The sequence below is a fragment of the Hyalangium gracile genome, assembly GCF_020103725.1.
GTDB lineage: Bacteria > Myxococcota > Myxococcia > Myxococcales > Myxococcaceae > Hyalangium > Hyalangium gracile.
Map to the genome: position 1 here is coordinate 276,898 of NZ_JAHXBG010000006.1, position 22,366 is coordinate 299,263.

Sequence of the window (22,366 nt, forward strand, 5' to 3'; positions counted from 1 at the left end):
TCCAGGTCGGGCGGTGGCGCTCCGTCTCCCATCCAGAGAGGTCCCACTTTCACTGCTCGCCGAGTGGAGGAGCGTGCCGTGGCTGAAGGTAGATCCGCGGCAGGGTGCCTGGTGCTGCTGCGACAGTTCGTCTCGCTTCAGGCCGAGCTGGTGAAGGCCTGGCTGCGCTTCCACCCCGAGGGGCTGGATCCGTGGGCCTCGCGGCGCCTGCCGCGCCATGGGGAGATCTTCGTCCGGGGCGAGAGCTGGAGCTTCCACCGCCATGGGGTGGGCGTGGACTTCCAGGGGCAGGACTCGCGGCGGATGGTGGATGTGCACCGGGGCGTGGGGACGCCGGAGCTGTTCGACTCCTGGCGCCTGATGCTGTACCTGGAGTCGCTCAACGTGGGCTTCGTCCGGGTGGGAGCCCGGGACTTCCCCACGGATGACGAGCGCTCCGTGGAGCAGTGGCTGGTGGAGCTGGAGAAGCTGGGTCTCGTCGAGCGGGATCGCTCGAGCGAGAAGCTGTGGCGGCTGGCTCCGACGAACTGAGCCCGCTCGGGTTCCGCAAATCCTGCGGCGGGCAGGGGCGCCGTGCAAACCCTGCGTGAGCGCTCGGCCTCACCTCCCTGGCCGGTGGCTGGCATGTCGGTTGCTCCCTTCCCGGGAACCCCGTCACCCAGAGGCGCCATGGGACAGTGGACGCATTGGTCGAAGCTCGTGCCGTGGCTCCTGCCGGCGCTTGTCTTCGCGCAGCCCGCGAAGGAGCAGCCCCTCGCCGCGAAGTTCCAGCAGATCGAGAAGTCGTTCGAGGAGACCTTCAAGTCGCTCGAGCCCCTGAGTCCTCCGGCGGAGCCGCAAGCCGCTAGCGCGCCCTGGTTCCCCGAGAACCCGAAGGCGGCCGGGCCGGGACCGAAGGCTCACTCGACCTATGCATCCACCCAGCCGTCACCGCCCCCCGTCGCGCCTCCGCCGAAATGCAGCGAGGTGTATGACGCCCAGGCGGTTCAACAGGCCTTCTCGGGGGTGAAGGGGGAGCTGGAACAGTCCTTCCCGACACCGGAGCTCCAGGGGATGCGTGCCTATGTCGAGGAGAAGTTCCCCCAGCTTCCGGCGCCCCGGTCCATTCCCTCCTGCTACGGGGACAAGCAGGTCCTCTCCACGCCGGAGGTTCGCGAGGCCCAGGGCAAGCTGGGCAAGGTGCTCGGCGCCTTGAAGGGCATGCCCACCTCCCGCATCACCCTCTCCATCCAGAGCCGCCCGGTCAAGGCCGAGATCCTCCTGAAGCATGGCGCCAGTGGAACCAAGGGCACCTTCAAGGCGGGCATCGCGACGGATCAGTCGATGAGCATCTACCGAGGGCTCTATTTCCTGGAGCTGAAGAGGGCCGGCTACAAGCCCGCCCTCCTCCCGGCGCTCGATCTGGTGACTCCGCAGGCGCAGAGCGTGTCGGTGACCTGCACCATGCAGTCCGCGTCCTCGCAGGAATCCTCTCTCTGTCAGTCCCCGTAGGGGCGCCCATGCGAAGCCATGTCCATATTCCAGCTCCTCCCCGCATCGCGCGGCACTGGCTGAACAAGATGCTGGGGCTGGGCGTGGGCGTTGCCCTCGGCCTGGCTCCGCTGCTGGGAGGCGTGGGGATTCCCGGCTTCAAGGCGCTGCTGTTGCTCTACCCGGAGAGTCTGCGCTACTGGGTGATTCCCCTGGCGTCGCTCCTGATGGGAGGCATGGCGACAGCCGTCCAGTTCTATGGAGAGGAGCACCTGCGCCAGCGGTGGCTCCGGCGGATGTTCTCCCGGCTCGGGCTCGGCTTGCTGGTGGCGCTCCTGGCCTTCGTCTTCCTGTACCAGAAGGCGGTCGTGCTCATCCGGACGGGGGAAGGCCCGGCGGTCTTCGTCCGAGGCATGGGCGCGAGATCGGAGCAGTGCCCCTGCAACGGTACGGACCTCGGGGAGTGCACTCCATGTGGATCGGCGTCGGATGCGGAGTGCTTCAAGGACATCTCCCTGGATCCGGATCGCATCGCGAGCTGCTGGAGTCGCGGCGCCATCGACACCTCGGCGCAGGTGCTGGCGCTGGGCTACCTGGTGTTGATGGGGGGGCTGGGCGCCATGGTGGGGATCCTCGTCCTCCGGGGGCAGCAGGCCTTGCGGCACCGCCAGCGTCTGCTCGCGCGCGGCAAGCACCCGCGTGCTCCGGCGCGAGGCTCGGGGAAGGGGGCTCACCCGCGCAAGCGCAAGCCCGCTCCCCCCAAGCACTCCAAGCCCGCTCCGCGCCATCGCTCCGCTCCGCACCCACCGAAGCGCAAGCGTCAGAAGTAGGCCCGAGGGGCTCCTGGATACCCTCCGAGGGCTCCAGGGCTCCCGCCCCGGAGGCGCCGAGCTACCAGGGGCAGTCGACGACCTCGACGGTGCGCGTGATGGGGGTGGCGCTGTTGCCGCCCGTGTCGGTCAGCGAGTAGGTCACCGTATAGGTGCCCTCCGCCCAGCCATTCACCTCACCGGTGTGCCACACCTGGGCCGTGACGTTGCCGTAGCACGTGTCCTTTGCCTCCACGCCGGGGTCCACCCACTGGCTGCCGCACGTGTGCGTGGAGAAGGCCGGGCCCTTGAGCGTCAGTGTCGGGGCCGTCCGATCCTTCACCTGCACGGTCCGGGTGGCGTTGACGGAGCCCGAGCCATCCCAGGCCGCGTACGAGACGAAGTAGCTGCCCTCCGCGGCCGTGTTCGGGCCGGGGCCGGAGGCGTCCTTGCCCGTGTTGTAGGCCGTCACGGGCATCGGGAAGCCGCAGCCGTTGAACGCCTGGGCGCCCAGGTCCACATACGGACCCGAGCCGCACTCCACGAGCTGCGTCGAGGCGCCGTTGAGCTGCAGGGAGGGCTGCCCCGTGGTGCACAGCTCATCCTGCACGTCCGAGACGAGGCGCACCTTGATGCGGGAGTACATCGACTCCGAGCTGTACTGCTTGTAGGCCACCAGCTTCTGGGCCGGTCCCAGGGACGCGAACGCGGGGCGCTCCGTGCTCGGGGTGGTCGCCAGCGTCTGCTCCGCGCCGGGTGCCACCGTTCCATCGGGGAGCACGCGCGTGCTGACGAGCTGGGCCACCCCGTTGCGCATGGCGTGGAAGGTGACGCGGAAGCTCTGCGAGTCAGCGCTCACGACGGCCGGCGAGGTGGCGCCCTCGCCCACGGTGAAGGCCGTGTCGCTGAAGGGCTGTCCCTGCACCTGCGTCAGCCTCACCCGCCGGGCCTTCACGACGCCACCGGCCTCGCTCCACACCACGAGGAAGGTGGTGCCATCGTAGGCAATCGCCGGGTTCCAGCCTCCCGACTCGGTGACGGTGAAGGTCCGGATCACCAGGGGCGCGTCCGCGAAGAACCACCCCACGCTGATCTTCCCCTGCGGCCCCTCCGACCATGCGGCGAGGGAGTTGGTCCCGGAGCCCAAGGTCAGCTGCGCGTTGGATGCATTCGGAGTCACCTGGAAGTTCGAGTTGGGGAGGACCTGGCCCGAGGGCCTCACATAGGCCCCATAGAGTGACCAGCCCGAGGGAATCATCAGGGTCTCCCAGAGGACCAGATAGTAGCTGCCATTGAAGACCACCGTGGGGCGGACGGTGTCGTAGGAGCTGGGGATGGAGCTGATGTAGATGGGGCTGCTGTCGACCACCGCTCCATCCGTGGCCCTCACCCTCTTGGCCATGATGTCTTCGTTATGGTGGTAGTTGCTGGGAGACAGCTTGCCGTAGACCACCAGGAAGTGGGTTCCATCGAAGGCGACCGAGGGACCCGTCAAGCGCCCAAAGGTGGGGTGCGGCGTGTCGATGACGAGGGGGGCGGCATCCAGCATGGCCCCGTCGGACGCCCGCACCCGTGCGGCCACGAGCTGGAGGGTGCCACCGATGTGCTCCTTCCAGGCCACGAGGTAGACACCATTGCCGGCCGCGAGGACGGGCTCCACCTGGTCCATGCTGGCGAGCGGGTGGAAGAGCGGGATGCTGAGCTCAGGAGAGGTGGTGAGGGCGCTGGTCGAAGCGCCCGTGGCATCCGGCTCGACTGGAGCCGTGGGACCGCACGCCGAGAGGGTGCTCAACAGGGTGCATAACGCTACGGCGAGAGACAGCCGGGTGCTGTTCACGAGAGGTGTCATGGTCTTCATCGCTGTCATGAGGGTTCGCTCGCCCGACGCGAGCGAAGGGCATGCTGCCCATGAAGAGTATGAAGCACCGGTTTTTGAGAGTCATTGGCGTTGAAAGCCAGATTGACTCTCAGCTTTCGCTCTCATCTCCATACAGGCAAGGTGGTGTCCCACCCTGGCTCGGAATGACGCGGCGGGACGAGAGCATGCTCACGCCTGTGGCTGCGCGCAGGTGTGGAGATCCCTCAGAACCTTCTTGGCCTCGACGACCAGGGCCTGGCCCTTGGTGGTCTCGGGGATCTTCGCGATGAGCTTCATGTCAGGGGTGAGCCGGTAGACGCCCTTGGAGCGCTGCACCAGCATGGCCACCTTGGGCCCGTCCAGCAGCGCGTCCGCGCCCAGCGTCACCACCAGCCGGCCCGCGCCGGACTCCAGCGCGCGCAGCCGCAGGTCGCGCATGTCTATCTTCAGCAGCGTCAGCTCCGAGAGGTTGTCCACCTCGTCGGGCGCCTCGCCGTAGCGGTCCACCAGCTCGGCGCGCAGGTCCGTCACCTCGTCCGGGTGGCTGGCCTGGGCGAAGCGCTTGTAGAAGACGAGCCGCTGGTGCACGTCCGGCACGTAGTCGTCCGGGATGAGCGCCGCCAGGGGGAGGGTGAGCTCCGGCTCGATCTGCGTGCGCGGCTCCTGGCCCTGCAGCTCCGCCACGGCCTCCTCGAGCAGCTGCGCGTACATGTCGAAGCCGATCTCCGCGATGGCTCCGGACTGCTTCTCGCCCAGCAGGTTGCCGGCGCCGCGGATCTCCAGGTCATGACTGGCGATGGAGAAGCCCGCGCCCAGCTCGGTGAAGTTCTGGAGCACCTCCAGGCGCCGCTGCGCGTCCCGCGTGACCGCCCGCCGCGCGGGCACCAGCAGGTACGCGTACGCGCGCTCCCTGGAGCGGCCCACGCGCCCTCGCAGCTGGTAGAGCTGCGCCAGGCCGAAGGCGTCCGCCCGGTTGACGATCATCGTGTTGGCGCTGGAGATGTCGATGCCGCTCTCGATGATCGAGGTGCACAGGAGCACCTGGTACTTCTTCTCGGTGAACTCCAGCATCACCTTCTCGAGCTGGCCCTCGCCCATCTGTCCGTGCGCCACGCCGACGGTGACGTTGGGCACCAGCTCCCGGAGGAACTTCTCCATCGACGCGATGGACTGCACCCGGTTGTGGACGAAGAACACCTGCCCGCCGCGAGCCACCTCGCGCTCGATGGCCTCCTTGATGACGGGCGGGTCGAACTTCATCACGAAGGTGCGGATGGCGCGCCGGTCCTGCGGCGGCGTGGCGATGATGCTCATGTCCCGCACGCCGGACATGGACATGTGCAGCGTGCGGGGAATGGGCGTGGCCGTCAGCGTGAGCACGTCCACCTGCGTGCGCAGCCGCTTGATCTGCTCCTTCTGCTTCACGCCGAAGCGCTGCTCCTCGTCCACCACGAGCAGCCCCAGGTCCTTGAAGGCCACGTCCCCGGCCAGCAGCTTGTGCGTGCCGATGAGGATGTCGACCTTGCCCTCCTTGGCCCGCTTGAGGATCTCCCGCACCTCGGGAGGCTTCTTCATCCCGGAGATGACCTCCACCGTGACGGGGTAGTCCTTGAAGCGCTTCTTGAAGGACAGGAAGTGCTGCTGGGCCAGCACGGTGGTGGGCACCAGCACCGCCACCTGCTTGCGGTCCAGCGTGGCCTTGAAGGCGGCGCGCATGGCCACCTCCGTCTTGCCGTAGCCCACGTCGCCGCAGACCAGCCGATCCATCGGCTCGGGCTTCTGCATGTCCGCCAGCACGTCCTCGATGGCCTTGGCCTGGTCCGGCGTCTCCTCGAACTCGAAGTCCGCCTCGAACTGGGAGAAGTAGCGGTCCGGCGCGGAGAAGGCATGGCCCGGGTGCGCCTTGCGCGCGGCGGCGATCTGCAACAGCTCCGCCGCCATCTTGAGCAGCTGCTCCTTGACGCGCTTCTTCGTCTTCTCCCAGCCCGGCGTGCCCAGCTTGTCGAGCTGGACCTTCGTCGGGTCTCCGCCCGTGAACTTCTGGATGAGCCGCATGCGGCTCACGGGCAGGTAGATCTTGTCCCTCCCGGCGTACTCCAGCACCAGGAAGTCTCCCGGCACGCCTCGCACCACCTCCATCTTCGTCAGGCCCGCGTAGCGGCCGATGCCGAAGTCGCTGTGGACGATGAGGTCGCCTTCCTTCAGGTCGCCGAAGCCCGCGCCGAAGGCCTCCATCTTCTTGGAGCGGCGCACGCGGCGCCGGGCCCGGACGCCGAAGATCTCCTCGTCCGTGAGCAGCGCCAGCCCACCGGCGCCATCCACGAAGCCGTGGCTCACCTCGCCGGTGAAGAGGTGGGCGTGGACGGAGGGCTCGTACAGCTTGAGCACGTCCCCCAGCGGCTCCTCGTGGATGCGGACCATCACGTTGCGGTCCAGCAGCAGGCGCTTGAGCCGGTCCGCCTGGCTCAGCGTGCCGCAGGCGATGGCGCACGCCACGCGCATGTCCCGCCAGCGCTGCAGCCGCTCCACCAGCGGGGTGAGCGCTCCCTCCTCGCCGTGGTGCGCCAGGATGGCCTCGCGCAGGTCCTGCGTCGTGCCGAAGGAGAACACCACCGGAGGCTGCTGCTCTGTCGGGCTGAGCGCCAGACCGCCGCCCTCCAGCACCCGCGCGCTGGCGAGCTGTGCCTCGGCCTGCGCTCGCGTGAGGAAGTGCTCCGGCGGCGGGAAGGTGAGGTCCTGCCGCTCGTCCGCGGCCTGGAAGGAGCGCTCCAGCTCCGCCCACAAGTCACTGGCGGCGCGGTCCAGGCCCACCGGGTCATCGAAGTAGAAGAGCGGGTCCTTCGCCCACAGGCGCAGGTAGTCGAAGAGGGTCCCCAGCCCGCCCTCGAAGAAGCCGGGCAGCAGGCCCTCCAGGCCGAAGCCGGGCAGGCCCTCGCGCAGGGCGTCCAGCCGCTCGCGCAGCTTGATGGTGGGCAGGTTGATGCGGTCGGCCACGGCGCGGGCGGCGGCCTCGGCGCGCGGACGCGTCAGCTCGGTGAGCATCGCCTCGCGCGCGGGCACCAGGTACACCTGCTTGAGCGAGTCCACGGTGCGCTGGCTGTCCGGGTCGAAGACGCGGATGGACTCGATGGTGTCTCCGAAGAACTCGAGCCGGACGGGGCGCTCGTAGAGCGGGCTGAAGACATCCAGGATGCCGCCGCGCACGGAGAACGTCCCCGGGTCCTCCACCAACGGGCTGTTCTGGTAGCCCATGGAGGCGAGCTTGCGCGCCAGCGAGTCCCGGTCGAAGTCCTGGCCCACGGAGATGAGCGCCGACAGCTCCCGCATCATCGGCGGGGGCAGCACCTTGCGCAGCAGCGCCCGCATGGAGATGACCAGCGCCGGGAAGCGCGAGCCCTGGCTCAGGTGGAAGAGGGCTCCCAGCCGCTCGCTGATGGCGGTCGGCTCCGGGGACAGCTCGTCATAGGGCAGCACCTCGTCCGCGGGCAGGCGCAGCACCTGGGGCTCCAGCGCGGTGCCGCTGCCGCCCAGGAAGAAGGCCAGGTCGGAGGCCAGGGCGTCGGCTGCCTCCTCGTCCACCGCCACGCAGACGAGCGGCGCCTGGAGGCTGCGCGAGAGGCGGGCGAGCACATAGCCGCGCGCGGCTCCCTGGATGCCCTGGGTCCGCACGCGGCGTCCGGGCTGGAGGCGCTCCAGGACGTGCGCGAAGGGGTCTCCCACCATGGGAGGGGCACCGCGCAACGCTTCCACACCGAGTCTCTGACCGAAGGGAGTATCCATCGTGGCCTTGAAGCTCTGCGTCATAAGAGCCGGCCCGGGGCGGGTCAACGAAGACCGCGTACCCGGAGGGTGACGCCATCAAACGTTGACCATTCCCTTTGTGTCGGCCAGCCACCATCGCTCGTTGCCCCGAAGGGCAGGTGGTTTCCGGTGGGAAATCGAGGGACGCTAGGCTGGCAGGCGAGGTGGGGGGCCGCCTCTCGAGGCGTATCGATGCGATCCTGGAGCGAACCACTATCGATCTATGGTGAGACGCCGCCCGCGGATGTCTGGGTGCGCCTGAGAGCCTTGCGCTCGCAGGAGGGGCGCATCGTCGACTTCGAGTGCCTGGACACCTCGCCCGGCCGGGAGCGGCAGGGGGTGCTGGGATTGCTCCCCTGCGTCGGCCAGAGGCTGCTGGATGAGGCGCCCTGGGTGGCCGAGTGCAGCCTTTTCAATACCTGTGTTCGCGTGGTGGAGCGTCAGGTGCCAGAGATGGAGCGCTTGGGCCGGACGACGCCAAAGGGCCTTGTCTGGCTTCAGGCACGGCTTGCTCCGGCCCAGGGAGGACTCATCCTCTTCCTGGAAGACTTCACCCAGCGCGCCGCCGCCGAGGGCTCCCTGCGCCGGGACAGGGATCTGCTCCACGCCGTCATCGAGAGCACCACGGATGCCGTCTTCGTGAAGGATCTCGCCGGGCGCTATGTGCTGCTCAACACCGCGGCGGCGCGAGCTTTTGGCCGTCCCGCCTCGGAGCTCCTGGGGCGCACGGACGGGGAGCTGATGGGCCCGGAGGCCGCCGCCGCCACGGTGGCGCATGATCGGGCCGTGTTCGACTCCGGAGAGACGGCCACCTATGAGGACGCGGATGGAGGGCCCGGCTTCGGTTGCATCTGGCAGTCCATCAAGGGCGTGCTCCGTCAGCCGGACGGAGCGGCGTATGGCCTGTTTGGCATCAGCCGGGACATCACCGCGCGCCGCCGGCAGGAGGAGGAGCGGGCGCAGGAGGGGCTCTTCCGCGAGCGCTTCATCGGCGTGCTGGGGCACGATCTGGGCAACCCGCTGGCCGCCATCCGGCTCTCCGCCGCGGCCCTGCTCGCGCGGAACTCGCTGACTCCAGATGTGCGGCGCGTGGCGCAGCGCATCGACTCGAGCGCCGAGCGGATGGCCCGGCTGGTGAAGCAGCTGCTGGACTTCACGCGGGCGCGCATGGCCGGGGGCATTCCCCTGCGCCCCCGGGAGGTCGCCCTGGATGACGTGTGCCGCCGCGTCATCTCCGAGCTGGAGCTGGTCCACCCGGACCGGGGCATCCGGCTGGAGGTGCTCGGAAACTGTCGCGGCTTCTGGGACGAGGAGCGGATGGCGCAGGTGCTCTCCAACCTGGTGGCCAATGCGCTCCAGCACAGCCCGAACGGCACGCCGGTGAGCGTGCGCCTGGAGGGGCTGGAGTCGCTGCAGCGCGTCGAGGTGCACAACGCGGGGGCGCCCATCCCGCCCGCCCTGCGCGCCCGCCTCTTCGAGCCCTTCCACCGCTCCGAGAGCTCGGGGAGCAAGCCCACCCGGAGCGGCGGGCTGGGGCTGGGGCTGTACATCGTCTCGCAGATCATCCAGGCCCACGGCGGCAGCGTGGAGGTCTCCTCGACGTGCGAGGAGGGCACCCGCTTCATCGTCCTGCTCCCGCGCTCGGTGCCGGCGCCGAGCGGCACGGTGGAGGACTCCGCCTCCCAGCTCGAGCCGCCAGGCGAGAGGTGCGCGTAGGCTGGCTCAGACGCGCGTGTCGCCCAGGTGGATGGGGTGGCCGCTGAGCAGCATGGTGGTGCGCAGCATGCGCTCGGCGCTCAGCCGCTGCAGCTCCTTGTGGAGCATCGGGTGGTGCGGCAGGAGCTGGTCGAGCACCACCCGCTCCAGCTTGAGCAGCAGGCACGACGTCTTCGCGCGCACCGAGGCGGTGGCCAGCCTGCTGCGCAGCAGGGAGACCTCGCCGAACACGTCCCCCTCGGCCAGGTCCGGGTAGGGCGTCTCGTGGCCGTCCACGTGCTGGTGGAAGACGGCGCAGCGGCCGCGCAGCAGCAGGTAGAGGGCGTGGCCGGTCTCCCCGCGCGCGACGAGCTCCTCGCCCGGCTTGACGGAGACGGGCGTGAACGCGGCCGCCACCGTCTTGCGCAGGGACTCGGGCCAGCCGGCGAAGAGCGGGTTGCTGCGCAGCACGTTGGCCAGCAGCCGCTCCTCGTACAGCCGCTGGAGCACCTCCGCCAGCTGCGGGTAGCGCTCGGAGATGGCCCGCATGCGCTCGCGGGAGAACTCCAGCAGCACCGTGTCCTTCGTGGTCACCACGCTGGAGAGCCGGGGCCCCTCGTGCAGCAGCGCCATCTCTCCGAAGAGCTCGCCCTCGCCCAGCGTCGCCACGGTGACGGGCTGGCCGTCCCGGCTCTTGCGCACCACGCTCACCTCGCCCTCCACGATGATGAACATGGAGCTGCCCGGGGTGCCCTCCCGGACGATGAAGGTGCCCTGCGCGTGCAGGTGCCGCTCCACGCCCGCGAGCACCTCCAGGAACACCTCGCGCCCGAGCGAGGAGAAGAAGGGGATGGGGGCCATCGGCTCGCCGCCGGCCGAGCGGGAGGTGGACTCCCGAGCGCTCCGGGCGCGCTTGAGGCCCGGCGGAGTGGTCGTGGGCCGCTCCTGGAGCCCCGGCAGGCCTCGGGGGTGCTCGCGCCGGGCGTGGAGGCTCGCCAGCAGCGCCTGGGTCCGGGTGTGCCTCGGGTCCAGCTGGAGGATGACCTTGCACACCGCGATGGCGCGCAGCAGCCACCCCGTCCGGGCCCACGTCTCCGCCACCGCCTCGTACTCGGCGATGGCCTGCGAGGTGAGCCCCAGCCGCTGGAGGATCTCGGCGACCTTCTGCCGCCACACGGGCTCGGTGGGCGTCGCCCGGGCCACCGCCTGGAACAGCTCCAGCGCCTCCTCCAGCTCTCCCTGGGCGAGCAGCGACGTCGCCTTGTCCTTGGCGCGCCGCAGCAAGGCGGTGGTGGCGAGCTCCTCCTCGGGGGAGGAGTCCCGGCGAGCGGCTGGCCTGGAGGCGCGCTCGGAGTGGGAGACCTGCGAGGCAGCGAACGGGTGACGGAGTGGGAGGGACATGTGCGTCTCCACGGAGCGAGGGTTGATGGCGCTACCGTAGAACCGCCGGCCGAACGCCGCTGTGAGGCACTTCACAGCTGAAGCGTGAGCCCGCGCACAGTGCTCCAGGCGCGGTGGAGGCCATCATTTCCTGGCGTCGGGATCGTTCATTCCTCGGGGGGCGACGCTTATTCTCCAACCCACGATTGCGCCAGTCGGGGCCGCACGGAGGAAGTGAAGCCATGTCGTACGCACAGCTTCTGTCCAACATCTCCATCTTCGAGAACCTGCAGTCCGAGGAGCTCGAGCACCTGTCCACCCTGCTGCGCTCCCGGCGCTACGCCAAGGGAGAGGTCATCTTCCATCAGGGGGACGTGGGCACCGCGCTCTTCATCCTCCGCAAGGGCCAGGTGAACATCCGCCTGAGCTCCGAGGACGGCAAGGAGGTCATCCTGGCGCTGCTGGACCGCGGGGACGTCTTTGGCGAGCTGGCGCTCCTGGATGACGAGCCCCGCTCGACGGACGCGGTGGCCCGGGAGGAGGTGGACCTGCTGAGCCTCCAGCGGGAGGACTTCCGGAAGTTCCTGGAGGCGCGCCCCCAGGTGGCCATGCGGCTGCTGTCCGCGCTGAGCCGCCTCGTCCGGCGCGTCACCCAGCTGGTGCATGACACGACGTTCCTGGATGCGCGCACGCGCCTGGTGCGGGTGCTGCTCGAGCTGGCCGAGAACCAGGGCCGCCCCGGCGCCGAGGGCGTGGTCATCGCCCAGAAGCTGACCCAGACGGAGCTGGCCAACCTGTGCGGCCTCACCCGGGAGAGCACCAACAAGTGGCTGCGCTTCTATGTCCGCGAGGGTCTGCTCTCCTACGAGGGAGGGCAGATCACCCTGGTCAAGCCCGAGCGGCTCGGCCAGGAAGCCGAGTGAGGCACAGCGCGCTCAGCGGGTGGGCCGGGCGCGCCAGTCCACCCGGTAGAGGGTGAGGGGCTCCTTCTTCCCCTTCACCTGCACGGGAGGCAGCTTCTCCATGGGCCAGGCGCGCTCCCGGGTGCGCTCGAAGGTGGCGTCGGCCAGGCAGATCTCCCCGTCGGCGGCGGCGCTGCAGACGCGGCTGGCCACGTTGGTGGCGTCCCCGATGGTGGCGTACTGCAGGTAGCGCTCGGAGCCGATGTTGCCCGCGGCCACGCGGCCCGTGTTGAGCCCCACGTGAATCTGCAGCTCGGGCCTGCCCTTGGCCCGCCAGCGCGCGTTGAGGTCCGCCAGCGCGTGCTGCATCTCCACCGCCGCGCGCAGCGCCCGGTCCGCGTCGTCCGGCTGGGGGAAGGGCGCGCCCCAGATGGCCATCAGCGCGTCGCCGATGTACTTCTCCAACGTGCCCTCGTGGCGGAAGACGATGTCCGCCATCACCGGGAAGTACTCGTTGAGCAGGTCCATCACCTGCATCGGGTGCAGGGTGGAGGACAGCGAGGTGAAGCCGCTGATGTCCGAGAAGAGCACCGTCACCTCCGTCTCCACGCGCTCCAGCGGCGCGCCGCGGGTGCTCTCCAGCTTCTTGATGACGGGGGCGGGGAAGAAGCGCAGGTAGGTGTTGCGCAGCACCGCCTCGTCCGCGAGGCGCTGGGAGAGCATGGAGATCTCCAGCGCGATGGCGGCCTGGTTGGCGAAGGCGGTGAGGAACTCCAGGTCCTCCTGGGTGAAGCGATTGGCCTGGGAGAGGTTGTCCACGTACAGCACGCCCAGCACCTCGTTGCGCGGCTTGAGCGGCACGCACATGGAGGCGTGGATGGACTGCATCATCACCGAGGAGGCCCCCTCCAGCCGCGGGTCCTGCAGGGCATCGGCGAACAGGGCGGCCACGCTCTGGCTGCGGACGTAGTCGATGATCTGGTGGCTGTAGAAGGGGCCGGAGGGCACCTCTCCGGAGGACAGCCGCGCCACCCGGGGCCGGAGCGTGTTGTTGGTGGGGTCCACCAGGAAGATGGCCGCGCGGTCCACCTCGAGGATCTGGAAGACGAGCTGGACGATGCGCTCCAGCAGCTCGTCGATGGGGCCCAGCGAGGAGAGCATCTGGCTCACCTTGAGGAGCACCTGCAGCTTCTCGGCGGCGCGGCCGTCGCTGGAGGGAACCTGTCGCAGCTTCAGCACCGAGCTGCCGGGCGTGTAGTCGGTCAGGAGGAGATCCTCCATCGCGCCCGGCGAGAAGCGGGTCTGCAGCTCCTGGACGTGGGTGGGCCTGGGCTCGCTGGCGGGGAGCGTCAGCCTGAAGGACACCTCCCCGCAGCGGAAGGAGTCCCCCGAGCGCAGCTCGTGAGGGGCGTTCACCCGGATGTCGTTGACGAACGTTCCGTTCTTGCTGCCCAGGTCGACGAGAACGACTCGGGTGCCCTCACGGTCCAGCCGCGCGTGCTTGCGCGAGAGGCTGGCGTGGAGCACGCACACGCTGTTCTCCTCCGTGCGTCCGATGGTCGTCGGCCCCTCGGGCAGCGGGAGCACCCGCTCCGAGACGAGGCCGGGATTCATGATGAGCCACATGGGTCCTCCGCGGGCTACGCGTTCCGGTCAGGCGCCGCGGCCATGAGGGGCACCGGGCTCTCCTTGGAGGGAGCGACGGATGCCGTGGAGTCCGCGGCGGTGGGCACGGCTTGCTTGCGGCCCGTCACCTCGTGGATCCGGACGGAGAGGCCCGAGCCGGGCGTCTGGCGCGCTCCGAGCGCCGTGCACTCGAAGCTCGAGTCGAGCCGGGTGCCCAGCTCCTCGCGGATGAGGATCTGATCCTTGCCGGCGATGGAGGCCAGCCAGGCCGCGGTGTTCACCACGTCTCCGAGCACGGTGTAGTCCAGCCGGCCCAGCGCCCGGGCGCCGATGCTGCCCGAGAGCAGCTCGCCCGAGTCCAGGCCGATGCACACGCCATGGGCATACGGCGACTGCTCGCCGCCACGGAAGGCCAGGGTCCTCAGCTGCTGGCGCGCCGACAGGCACGCATCGAGCGCCCGGCCCAGGTGCCCCTGGCCCCGGAACACGGCCATCACGGCGTCTCCGATGAACTTGTCCACCACTCCGCCTCGGGAGGTCAGCTCCGGGACGATGACCTCGAAGTTGGCGTTCAGCCGCTGGATGGCGGCCTCCGGGTGGTCGTCGCGGATGACGGGGGCGAAGTCCTTCATGTCGATGAAGGCCACCGTCGCCTCCACCCGCTCTCCGGCCATGCCCAGCGGCGCGCGGACGGCGGACAGGACGCGCTCCACGACGCCGCCGTGCACGAACATGCGCAGCAGGTCGTTCTCCTCGGTGGAGCGCAGCATGCGGCGCATCTCGCTCACGTGCTTGAGCGTCTTCTCCAGCGTGGTCTTCAGGTCCTGGAAGTTGAGCGGCTTGACCAGGAAGTCGAACGCCCCGCGGTTCATCGCCATCCGGATGTTGCTCATGTCGCTGTAGGCCGACACGATGATGACCTTGACGAGCGGGTGCACCTCGCCGACGCGGCCCAGGAAGGTGAGCCCGTCCATCTTCGGCATGTTGAGGTCCGAGAGGACGACGTCGGTCTCCGGGTGCTGGCGCAGCAGCTCCAGCGCCTCCTCGCCGTTGGCGGCGAAGATGAAGTCGTAGAGCGAGTCCTGGATCTGCTTGCGGAAGCGCTGCTTCATCACCAGCGCCATGTCCGGCTCGTCGTCCACGACGAGGATCTTCGCGGCCCGGGTGGGCTTGCCCCCCAGCAGCAGCGAGGAGAAGGCGGCGGCCATCTCCCGGGCGGAGGAGAAGCGCTGGGAGGGGTCCGCCATCAGCGCGCGGGCGAAGAACGCGTCCGCCTCCGCGCCCAGCTCGGGCACGATGCTGGAGGGAGGCGTGGCGGTGAGGGAGGCGCCGGCGCGCAGCGCATCGAGCGCGTCCGCGGAGAAGGGGAACTGGCCGGTGAGCAGCCGGTAGAGCACGACGGCCAGGGACCAGAGGTCGCTGCTGGGGCCCAGGGCGCGCTGGCCCTGCATCTGCTCGGGGCTCATGTAGCGGGGAGTGCCCGCCAGCTCCTTGTTCTCCGAGCCGCTGTCGGAGCCCACGTTCAGCAGGGCCAGGCCGAAGTCGAGCACCTTCACCAGCTCCTCGCCGTCGATGCGGGCCAGGAAGAGGTTGGCCGGCTTGAGGTCCCGGTGGATCACTCCGGCGGCGTGCGCCGCGGTCAGCGCGCGCGTCACCTGGTGGAGCAGCGGTGCCACCGTGGCCGGAGTGAAGCGCTGGCGCCGCTCGAGGAGCGCCTCCAGGTCCTCGCCCTCGAGCAGCTCCATCACGATGTAGGGCATCTCGCCGTCGATGCCGTAGTCGTGGATCTGCACCACGTGAGGGTTGTGGACCCGGGCCACCGCCTTGGCCTCTTGCGCGAACAGCTGCCGCGCCCCCGGCGAAGACAGCCGGTGGGACGCCAGCAGCTTGAGCGCCACGTGACGCTGGAGCTGCTCATCGAGCGCTCGCCAGATGGTGCCCATGCCACCACCCGCGATCCTCCGCTCCAGGATGTACCTGCCGCCGATGGGGCGTTCGGACATGCTCCCTACCCGTTAACCGAGGCCATGGCCTTCCCCAGGTGGACCTGGGGCGCCGCTGCCCGTCATTTTCAATGAGTCTGAAGCCTATCGTGTTTGCTGTTGTTTGTAGAACAGCCTGTGGGCGGACCTCCAGGGAAATTACCAGGTCACGGTAATGACTGCCTGGCTCCCGGGGCCCTGTGCTGGGGGTGGATGGGATTGGAGGGGGCCTCCTTCAGCGGGTAGGGCCGTCGCGCCAGTCCACCCGGTAGAGGGTGAGCGGCTCCTGCTTGCCCTTCACCTGCACGGGCGGCAGCTTCGTCAGGGGCCAGGCGCGCTCCTGGGTGCGCAGGAACGTCGCCTCCGCCATGCGAATCTCTCCGGGCGGCGTGGCGTCGCAGATGCGGCTGGCCACGTTGGTGGCATCCCCGATGGTGGCGTACTGCAGGTACTGCTCGGAGCCGATGTTGCCCGCGGCCACGCGGCCCGTGTTGAGCCCCACGTGAATCTTGAGCTCGGGCTTGCCCTCCGCCCGCCAGCGGGCGTTGAGGTCCGCCAGGGCGCGCTGCATCTCCACCGCCGCGCGCAGCGCCCGGTCCGCGTCCTCGGGCTGGGAGAAGGGCGCGCCCCAGACGGCCATCAGCGCGTCGCCGATGTACTTCTCCAACGTGCCCTCGTACCGGAAGACGATGTCCACCATCGCCGGGAAGTACTCGTTGAGCAGGTCCACCACCTGGCGCGGGTGGAGCGTGGAGGACAGCGAGGTGAAGCCGCTGATGTCCGAGAAGAGGACCGTCACCTCCGTCTCGACGATGCCCAGCTGGGCCCGGCGCTCGCTCTGCAGCTTCTTGATGACGGCGGGCGGGAAGAAGCGCAGGTAGGCGTTGCGCAGCACGGCCTCCTCGGCCAGCCGCTGCGACAGCATGGAGTTCTCCAGCGCGATGGCGGCCTGGTTGCCGAAGGCGGTGAGGAACTCCAGGTCCTCCTCGGTGAAGCGGTTGGCCTGGGCCAGGTTGTCCACGTACAGCACGCCCAGCACCTCATCCTGGGGCTTGAGCGGCACGCACATGGCCGAGCGGATGGACTGCAGCATGACGGAGTTGGCCCCATCCAGCCGGGGGTCCTCGCGAGCGTCCCCGAAGAGCGCCGCCACGCTGTGGTGCCGCACGTACTCCACCACGTGCTGGCTGTAGAAGGAGCCGGAGGGCAGCTCGCCCGTGGACAGCCGGGCCACCCGCGGCCGCAGAGTCCCCGTCGCGGGGTCCACCAGGAGGATGGCCACCCGGTCCACCTCGAGGATCTGGAACACCAGGCGCAGCACGCGCTCCAGCAGCCCGTCGATGGGGCCCGGCGAGGAGAGCATCTGGCTCACCTTGAGCAGCACCCGCAGCTTCTCGGAGGAGCGGACGTCCGCCTCGCGGCCGGACTTCACCCTCAGCGCCGAGGCGCTCCCGGGCGCCCGGTCCAGCTCCAGCAACTCCTCCATGGAGAGCGGCGAGAAGCGCGTCTTCAGCCCCTGGACGTGCGTGGGCTCGAAGGCGTCCGGCGCGGACACCAGCCTGAACGTCACGTCTCCGCACTGGAAGGAGTCCCCGTCGCGCAGCGAGAAGCGGTCCACGCGCGTGCCGTTGACCATCGTCCCGTTCTTGCTGCCCAGGTCGACGAGGACGACGCGGTCTCCGTCCCGCTCCAGCCGCGCGTGCTTGCGCGACAGGCTCATGTGGAGCACCCGGATCGTGTTCTCCTCGGTCCGACCGATGGTCGTGTGCCCCTCGGGCACCGGGTGCTGCTGCTCGTCGAGCAGTCCTGGGTTTACGATCAGCCACATGCGCCCGCCATCGTAGCAGCCAGTGGCCCGTCCGCTGGTTCCTGTCTCCGCTTCACTGCCAGTTGGCGCCCCCCGCCCGGAGGCTCAGGGTGCAACAGGCCTGTGGGAGTGCTCAGGGGCCGCGCAGCGCGGCGATGCGAAGGAGGAGCACCGCGTCCTGGCCACCCGGATCCACCAGCTCCAGGGCGGCGTGCTGGCTGAGGGCCCGGTACTCCTCCTCGTCCTCCTCGTCGTCCTTGCCGTCCTTCTTGTCCTCGTCACCCTCGGGCAGCACCTGGGGCCGGGCCATGCGCGGCTGGATGCTCGGCTGGCTGAGGGCGTCCGCGCGAGCCGCGGTGAACAGGGTGACCAGGGACAGGATGAAGAGCAGGGCGACGGTAAAGGTCTTCATGGGGACGGCTCCGTGCGGGCTTCGTAGGGGGTCGACGGCCCGTCCCCAGGTATATTCAGCCCGAGGCTACTTGGCAGGCGCGGCGGTCTCCGGAAGGTCGCGGATGTACTTCACCAGACCGTCGATCTGCTCCGGGGTGAGCTTGTCCTTGAACGGCTTCATCTTGGCGTTGTCCTTGGAGCCGTTGGTGATGGCGTCGCGGATCTTCTCGTCCGAGTGACGCTTCTTCCAGTCGGGGTTGCTCATGTCGGGGATCTTCTCCTTCTCCCCCATCTTGGTCTTCGCCTTGCCGTCCTCACCGTGGCAGCTCTTGCACTTGGCCTTCCAGATGTCGGCCGAGGTGTCCTCGGCGTACACGGTGGCGGAGAGCGACAGGGCCAACACGAGGGCAAACCGCGTCTTCATGGTTACTGCCTCCACAGCGTTCTACGGGTGAAATGAGTCGCCGGTGGGACGCCCCCGGCTAGGGAAACTTCAAGGGCTGCGAGCCCTGGGCGTGCAGCCAGGCCGTCACCGCCTGCAGCTCTTCCTCGGGTAGGCGGAGGTGGTCAAAGGCTTCCATTTCGTTGAGCTCGCCGAAGAAGCGGGTGGCATCCGGGGTGCGGATGAAGGCGTAGCTCCACTCGCGCGAGCCCCAGCCCTTCAGGTCGGGCCCCAGGCCGCTGCCCACGCCGTCGAGGGTGTGGCAGCTGGCGCAGCCCTCGGACTCGAAGAGCTCCTCGCCCTTCTTGGCGAGCGCCACCGTCACGTCTGGCCGCCCGCCCTGCGAGTAGATGAACTCGGTGAGGGCATCCGCGGACTCCTGGGGGCCGGTGTAGGCCTCCATGTCGTCAATCTTGGTGTTGCCGAAGAAGTGCGGGGCGCGCGGGTTGCGCAGGAAGCGGGAGATCCACGCGCGCGAGGCGTAGCCCTCCAGGCACGGGCTGCCCTTGTAGGGCTGGGTGTCGCAGGGGTTGTGGCACTTCTGGCACTGCGAGACGACGACGCGGTGGCCCCAGACGAGGGGGTCGTTCCGGTACAGGTTCAGCGGGCCGGAGGCGGGGACGCCGCCCATCGAGGCCAGGCGCCGCGCCTCCATGGCCTCCTCGTGGGCCTTGGCGGCCAGGGCGGCGACGGCGGGATCGCTCCTGTCCGCGCTCACGGCCAGCGCGCCCAGCGCGCCCACGCCCATCAGGCCCACGGTGAGGGCCCCGGCGAGCACCCGGTGGAGGTTGGGGATGCGGCGCGAGAAGACGGCGTGGATGAAGGGCAGGCCGGCCAGGAAGCCCATGGCCACGCCGGGCAGGATGATGGTGCCCACCAGCTCGGCGCCGCCCTCGAAGTACTTGAGGAGCTGGAAGAGCGGCAGGAAGTACCACTCCGGGCGGGCCAGGTACTGCGAGGACGGATCGGCCGGGGCCTCGAGCGGCGCGCCCAGGCGCCAGGCCAGGTAGAAGATGACGCCCACGCCCACCGCGGAGACGGCGGTGTCGTAGAGCAGCTGCCGGGGATAGAAGGGCTCGGCCTTGCGCTCCAGCTCCGCGGCCGGCAGGTCCGGCGGGGTGACGCCGTGCTTGCGGAAGAGCGCCACGTGCACGGCGATGACGGAGAAGAGCGCCGCGGGCAGCAGCAGCACGTGCAGCGTGTGGAAGCGGGTGAGGGTGAGGTTGCCGTAGGAGGTGCCACCCTGGAGGAACGTCTGCAGCTTGGGGCCGATGAGCGGCACCGTGCCGGCGATGGAGGTGGCCACCTGCGTGGCCCAGTAGCCCTTCTGGTCCCACGGCAGCAGGTAGCCGGTGAGCGCCAGGCCCAGGATGATCTGCAGCAGGATGAAGCCCGCCAGCCAGTTGAGCTCACGGGGGGCTCGGAAGGCGCCGGCCCACAGCGTCTGCAGCAGGTGCAGCGCCACCACGACGACGATGGCGGAGGCGCCCCAGTGGTGGATGCCGCGCAGCAGCGAGCCCAGCATCACCTGCGTCTCGATGTAGTTGACCGAGGCCCAGGCGTCCGTGGTGGACGGGCTGTAGTACAGCTCCAGCGCGATGCCGGTGGCCGCCTGCATCAGGATGAGGACGGTGACGGCCGAGCCGAACACGTAGCGCCAGCGGGCGCCGCCCGGCACGTTCTCGTACAGCGCGGCGTGCAGCAGGGCGCGGTGGCCGGTACGGGAGTCCAGCCAGGCGTCGAAGCGTTTGAGCATGGAGGGCCTCACACCGTCTCGCGCTCGGGGGTGCCCTGCTTGAAGCGCTTGTAGTGGATGAGCACCTCCTTGCCGCGCACCTCCACCTGCAGCGGATCCAGGCCGCGCGGCGCGGGGCCCGTCTGGAACTTCCCGTCCAGTCCGAAGGCGGAGGTGTGGCAGGGGCAGGCGAAGATGTTGCGCTGCTTGTCCAGGTTCACGCCGCAGCCCAGGTGCGGGCAGATGGTGGAGAACGCGGTGAAGGTGTCATCCGCGTTGCGCGTCACCCAGGCGGCGCCCACGGTGGTGGCGTCCGAGCGGCTCCAGGCATCCGTGACGGAGCGGATCAGCTCCACGCGGCGGGGCACGCCCACGGGGAACTCGGAGACGGTGCCCACGGGGATGGGCGCGTCGGCGGCGCCGGTGGCGGGCGCGGCGCGCAGGGGAGAGAAGAGGCTGCCCAGCACGGGGATGGAGGCGAGCGCCGTGATGGCGCCTCCCAGCAGCACGGTCAGGGCACTCAGGAAGCTTCGGCGGGTCGGGGGAGTAGTGGAGGGCTCGGACATGGCCGCCGGCCAGTATAGAGGGGTGTTCAGGGATGAACCATTGATTGGAACCGTGGGGCAGGTTGCCCCAGCCTCCGGGTGTCGCTCCGGTTCACGGGTCTCCCTGGGGCATCTATTTGCGGCGACACCGGATCTCCCGGGCCAGCTGCCATCGCCACTCGGAGTGACTACTCCTTCTCCAGGGTTGTCTTGCGGCTTGGGGTGGGGGCATGGCGGGTCGGGTGAGGTTCTGGGGCGGGGCCCTGTTGATGGCCTCCTGTGTGTTGGCGCTGCGGTGCAGTCCCTCGTCATCGGGTGGAGCGGAAGGCAGTGGCGAGAAGCCCTCCATTCCGCTGCCTCCCATCCTGATTCCTCCGCTGCCCGAGCCGCCCGCTTCTCCGGGGGACGGTGGCACGCCCCTGCCGGATGCGGGCACTCCCGAGGGGCCACGCGCCACCCGCTGTGAGCCGGAGGGCGGGGCGCGCCGCTGGCTGCTCGAAGGCGAGACGCTGACCGTCACGCTGCGCTGCGCGAAGGGGCTCGCGGGGCCGGACTTGCGCTTCGCGGTGTCTCCGCTGCCCGCCGGGGCCAGCATGGACGAGGCGACGGGCACCTTCCGCTGGACGCCGGGCAAGGACCAGGCGGCCCTCTGGACCTTGACGCTCACCGAGCGCTCCACGGGAGAGACGGGGACGCTCGAGGTAGGCGTGGTGGACAACTGGCAGGCCCCGGGCAACGTGCCCGTCGTGGACCCGGCCAAGTACCCCGAGGAGTACGGGCTGCCCGTCTTCCACCTCTTCTTCGAGGGGCAGCTCACCGCGGGCGGCTATCGCCCGGCGCAGCTCGTCTACCGCGGGCACCGCTACACGATGGAGGCGAAGTACCGGGGTGCCACCTCCAGCGTGTTCCCCAAGCGCAGCTTCACCTTCAAGTTCGCGGAGGATGAGCTCTTCGACGAGCCCACCCAGGCAGGGGGCCGCTTCGTGAAGCGGCGTCGGGTGGTGCTCATCACCCCGTTCAACGACAACTCGTACATCCGGCCACGGCTCGCCTTCGACTTGTGGAACCGCATGTCGCCGGACCACATCCAGCTCGAGACGTTCAGCGCGGTGGTCTACCGCAACGGGAGCTACTGGGGCGTCTTCACCGCCGCCGACCACGTCGATGACGACCTGATGGAGCGCCACGGCCTGTCCAAGAAGGGAGACCTCTTCAAGGCGGTGGACGCCGACGCGAACTTCGCGCGGGTCGACTCGGAGGGCCTGCCGAAGACGACGCTGCACCAGGGCTTCGAGAAGAGCGAGGGCAAGCCTCCCGAGGGCTGGCCGCATGCCTTCGACGGGCTGGATGCGCTCACGGCCTTCGTGGCGGACTCCACGAGCCTCACGTTCCGCGAGCAGCGCGGCCAGCTCATGGACGTCCAGGACTACGAGGACTGGTGGATCTTCAATACGCTCATCCACGGCACGGACTCGAGCGCGAAGAACGCCTACCACTTCCAGGCCCGCGAGCCGAGCCGCCCCACCCGCTTCATCCCGTGGGACCTCGACGCCAGCTTCGGCCAGGGCTGGGACACCCGGCGGCACCCGTCCGGTGCCCTGCCGGACTTCGCGAGCGACAACCTGCTCTTCGCTCGCATGCTGCAGGATCCGCTCATCTCCGGACCCATGCGCGAGCGCTACCGCCAGCTGCTGCAGGGCCCGCTGTCCAAGGCGGAGGTCCTCGAGCTCATCGACGGGTACGTGCGCGAGTTCGACGCCTCCGCCCGCCGCGACGAGGCCCGCTGGGGGCAGCAGTACCGCACCTTCGAGCGCTGGGCCGACCGCACCGACTTCACCACCTACGCCGAGGAGGTGGAGTACATCCGCCGGTGGGTGGACCAGCGCTGGGACCTGCTCGAGCGCCGGCTGCCTTGAGCGGC

16 protein-coding genes are annotated in these 22,366 nt (G+C 69.4%); 6 read left to right on the plus strand and 10 right to left on the minus strand.

Translation table 11 applies throughout. From position 1 onward, the window contains the following. Positions 1–78 precede the first annotated feature (78 nt). The 3 genes from KY572_RS14110 (at position 79) to KY572_RS14120 (ending at position 2,300) form a co-directional block, all read left to right on the plus strand. Complete coding sequence (locus tag KY572_RS14110; RefSeq protein WP_224243123.1) at positions 79–531, plus strand: DUF6896 domain-containing protein; 453 nt, start codon at positions 79–81, stop codon at positions 529–531. Positions 532–669: 138 nt separating this feature from the next. Next, a complete protein-coding gene (locus tag KY572_RS14115; RefSeq protein WP_224243124.1) occupies positions 670–1,491 on the plus strand; it encodes a hypothetical protein in 822 nt (273 codons plus the stop codon). An 8-nt stretch (positions 1,492–1,499) separates the two neighbouring features. Next, a complete protein-coding gene (locus KY572_RS14120; RefSeq protein WP_224243125.1) occupies positions 1,500–2,300 on the plus strand; it encodes a hypothetical protein in 801 nt (266 codons plus the stop codon). 61 nt (positions 2,301–2,361) lie between these two features. On the opposite strand, the gene KY572_RS14125 is transcribed toward KY572_RS14120, so the two are convergent. Continuing rightward, entirely contained in the window at positions 2,362–4,071 is a 1,710-nt protein-coding gene (locus KY572_RS14125) for a DUF5011 domain-containing protein (protein ID WP_224243126.1), read from the minus strand. Between the two features lie 255 nt (positions 4,072–4,326). Beyond that, positions 4,327–7,917 (minus strand): transcription-repair coupling factor, encoded by a 3,591-nt coding sequence (mfd, locus tag KY572_RS14130; protein ID WP_407659958.1) that lies wholly within the window; start codon positions 7,915–7,917, stop codon positions 4,327–4,329. 213 nt (positions 7,918–8,130) lie between these two features. Between mfd and KY572_RS14135 the strand changes: the two genes are divergently transcribed. Further along, complete coding sequence (locus KY572_RS14135) at positions 8,131–9,654, plus strand: PAS domain-containing sensor histidine kinase (RefSeq protein WP_224243127.1); 1,524 nt, start codon at positions 8,131–8,133, stop codon at positions 9,652–9,654. A 6-nt stretch (positions 9,655–9,660) separates the two neighbouring features. Here the strand turns inward: KY572_RS14135 and KY572_RS14140 are convergent, their stop codons facing one another. Continuing rightward, the gene (locus tag KY572_RS14140; RefSeq protein ID WP_224243128.1) at positions 9,661–11,034 is read right to left on the minus strand and encodes a cyclic nucleotide-binding domain-containing protein; all 1,374 of its coding nucleotides are present in this window, start codon (positions 11,032–11,034) and stop codon (positions 9,661–9,663) included. Between the two features lie 221 nt (positions 11,035–11,255). On the opposite strand from KY572_RS14140, the gene KY572_RS14145 reads away from it, so the two are divergent. Continuing rightward, a complete protein-coding gene (locus tag KY572_RS14145; RefSeq protein ID WP_224243129.1) occupies positions 11,256–11,936 on the plus strand; it encodes a Crp/Fnr family transcriptional regulator in 681 nt (226 codons plus the stop codon). 12 nt (positions 11,937–11,948) lie between these two features. Here the strand turns inward: KY572_RS14145 and KY572_RS14150 are convergent, their stop codons facing one another. The 7 genes from KY572_RS14150 to KY572_RS14180 all read right to left on the minus strand — a co-directional run bounded on the left by KY572_RS14150 (position 11,949) and on the right by KY572_RS14180 (position 20,466). Further along, entirely contained in the window at positions 11,949–13,541 is a 1,593-nt protein-coding gene (locus KY572_RS14150; protein WP_224243130.1) for an adenylate/guanylate cyclase domain-containing protein, read from the minus strand. A gap of 14 nt (positions 13,542–13,555) precedes the next feature. After that, positions 13,556–15,544, minus strand: coding sequence for a protein kinase domain-containing protein (locus tag KY572_RS14155; RefSeq protein WP_224243131.1), 1,989 nt, complete (start codon positions 15,542–15,544; stop codon positions 13,556–13,558). A 214-nt stretch (positions 15,545–15,758) separates the two neighbouring features. After that, complete coding sequence (locus KY572_RS14160) at positions 15,759–17,351, minus strand: adenylate/guanylate cyclase domain-containing protein (RefSeq protein ID WP_224243132.1); 1,593 nt, start codon at positions 17,349–17,351, stop codon at positions 15,759–15,761. Between the two features lie 112 nt (positions 17,352–17,463). Then, positions 17,464–17,742 (minus strand): hypothetical protein, encoded by a 279-nt coding sequence (locus tag KY572_RS14165; RefSeq protein ID WP_224243133.1) that lies wholly within the window; start codon positions 17,740–17,742, stop codon positions 17,464–17,466. Positions 17,743–17,808: 66 nt separating this feature from the next. Further along, the gene (locus tag KY572_RS14170) at positions 17,809–18,147 is read right to left on the minus strand and encodes a c-type cytochrome (RefSeq protein ID WP_224243134.1); all 339 of its coding nucleotides are present in this window, start codon (positions 18,145–18,147) and stop codon (positions 17,809–17,811) included. A 58-nt stretch (positions 18,148–18,205) separates the two neighbouring features. Further along, complete coding sequence (locus KY572_RS14175) at positions 18,206–19,921, minus strand: cytochrome b N-terminal domain-containing protein (protein ID WP_224243135.1); 1,716 nt, start codon at positions 19,919–19,921, stop codon at positions 18,206–18,208. Between the two features lie 8 nt (positions 19,922–19,929). Next, positions 19,930–20,466 carry a QcrA and Rieske domain-containing protein gene (locus KY572_RS14180; RefSeq protein WP_224243136.1) on the minus strand — a complete coding sequence of 179 codons (537 nt, stop codon included), beginning with the start codon at positions 20,464–20,466 and terminating at the stop codon, positions 19,930–19,932. Between the two features lie 209 nt (positions 20,467–20,675). Between KY572_RS14180 and KY572_RS14185 the strand changes: the two genes are divergently transcribed. Then, the gene (locus tag KY572_RS14185; RefSeq protein WP_224243137.1) at positions 20,676–22,361 is read left to right on the plus strand and encodes a CotH kinase family protein; all 1,686 of its coding nucleotides are present in this window, start codon (positions 20,676–20,678) and stop codon (positions 22,359–22,361) included. The last annotated feature ends 5 nt before the right edge of the window (positions 22,362–22,366 follow it).

Bases quoted from the DNA above. Each gene is read 5' to 3' on its own strand.
- KY572_RS14135 (WP_224243127.1), top strand. From the start codon at position 8,131: ATGCGATCCTGGAGCGAACCACTATCGATCTATGGTGAGACGCCGCCC.
- KY572_RS14155 (WP_224243131.1), bottom strand. From the start codon at position 15,544: ATGTCCGAACGCCCCATCGGCGGCAGGTACATCCTGGAGCGGAGGATC.
- KY572_RS14160 (WP_224243132.1), bottom strand. From the start codon at position 17,351: ATGTGGCTGATCGTAAACCCAGGACTGCTCGACGAGCAGCAGCACCCG.
- KY572_RS14185 (WP_224243137.1), top strand. From the start codon at position 20,676: ATGGCGGGTCGGGTGAGGTTCTGGGGCGGGGCCCTGTTGATGGCCTCC.
- KY572_RS14180 (WP_224243136.1), bottom strand. From the start codon at position 20,466: ATGTCCGAGCCCTCCACTACTCCCCCGACCCGCCGAAGCTTCCTGAGT.
- KY572_RS14165 (WP_224243133.1), bottom strand. From the start codon at position 17,742: ATGAAGACCTTTACCGTCGCCCTGCTCTTCATCCTGTCCCTGGTCACC.
- KY572_RS14140 (WP_224243128.1), bottom strand. From the start codon at position 11,034: ATGTCCCTCCCACTCCGTCACCCGTTCGCTGCCTCGCAGGTCTCCCAC.
- KY572_RS14150 (WP_224243130.1), bottom strand. From the start codon at position 13,541: ATGTGGCTCATCATGAATCCCGGCCTCGTCTCGGAGCGGGTGCTCCCG.
- KY572_RS14175 (WP_224243135.1), bottom strand. From the start codon at position 19,921: ATGCTCAAACGCTTCGACGCCTGGCTGGACTCCCGTACCGGCCACCGC.
- KY572_RS14170 (WP_224243134.1), bottom strand. From the start codon at position 18,147: ATGAAGACGCGGTTTGCCCTCGTGTTGGCCCTGTCGCTCTCCGCCACC.
- mfd (WP_407659958.1), bottom strand. From the start codon at position 7,917: ATGGATACTCCCTTCGGTCAGAGACTCGGTGTGGAAGCGTTGCGCGGT.
- KY572_RS14145 (WP_224243129.1), top strand. From the start codon at position 11,256: ATGTCGTACGCACAGCTTCTGTCCAACATCTCCATCTTCGAGAACCTG.
- KY572_RS14120 (WP_224243125.1), top strand. From the start codon at position 1,500: ATGCGAAGCCATGTCCATATTCCAGCTCCTCCCCGCATCGCGCGGCAC.
- KY572_RS14115 (WP_224243124.1), top strand. From the start codon at position 670: ATGGGACAGTGGACGCATTGGTCGAAGCTCGTGCCGTGGCTCCTGCCG.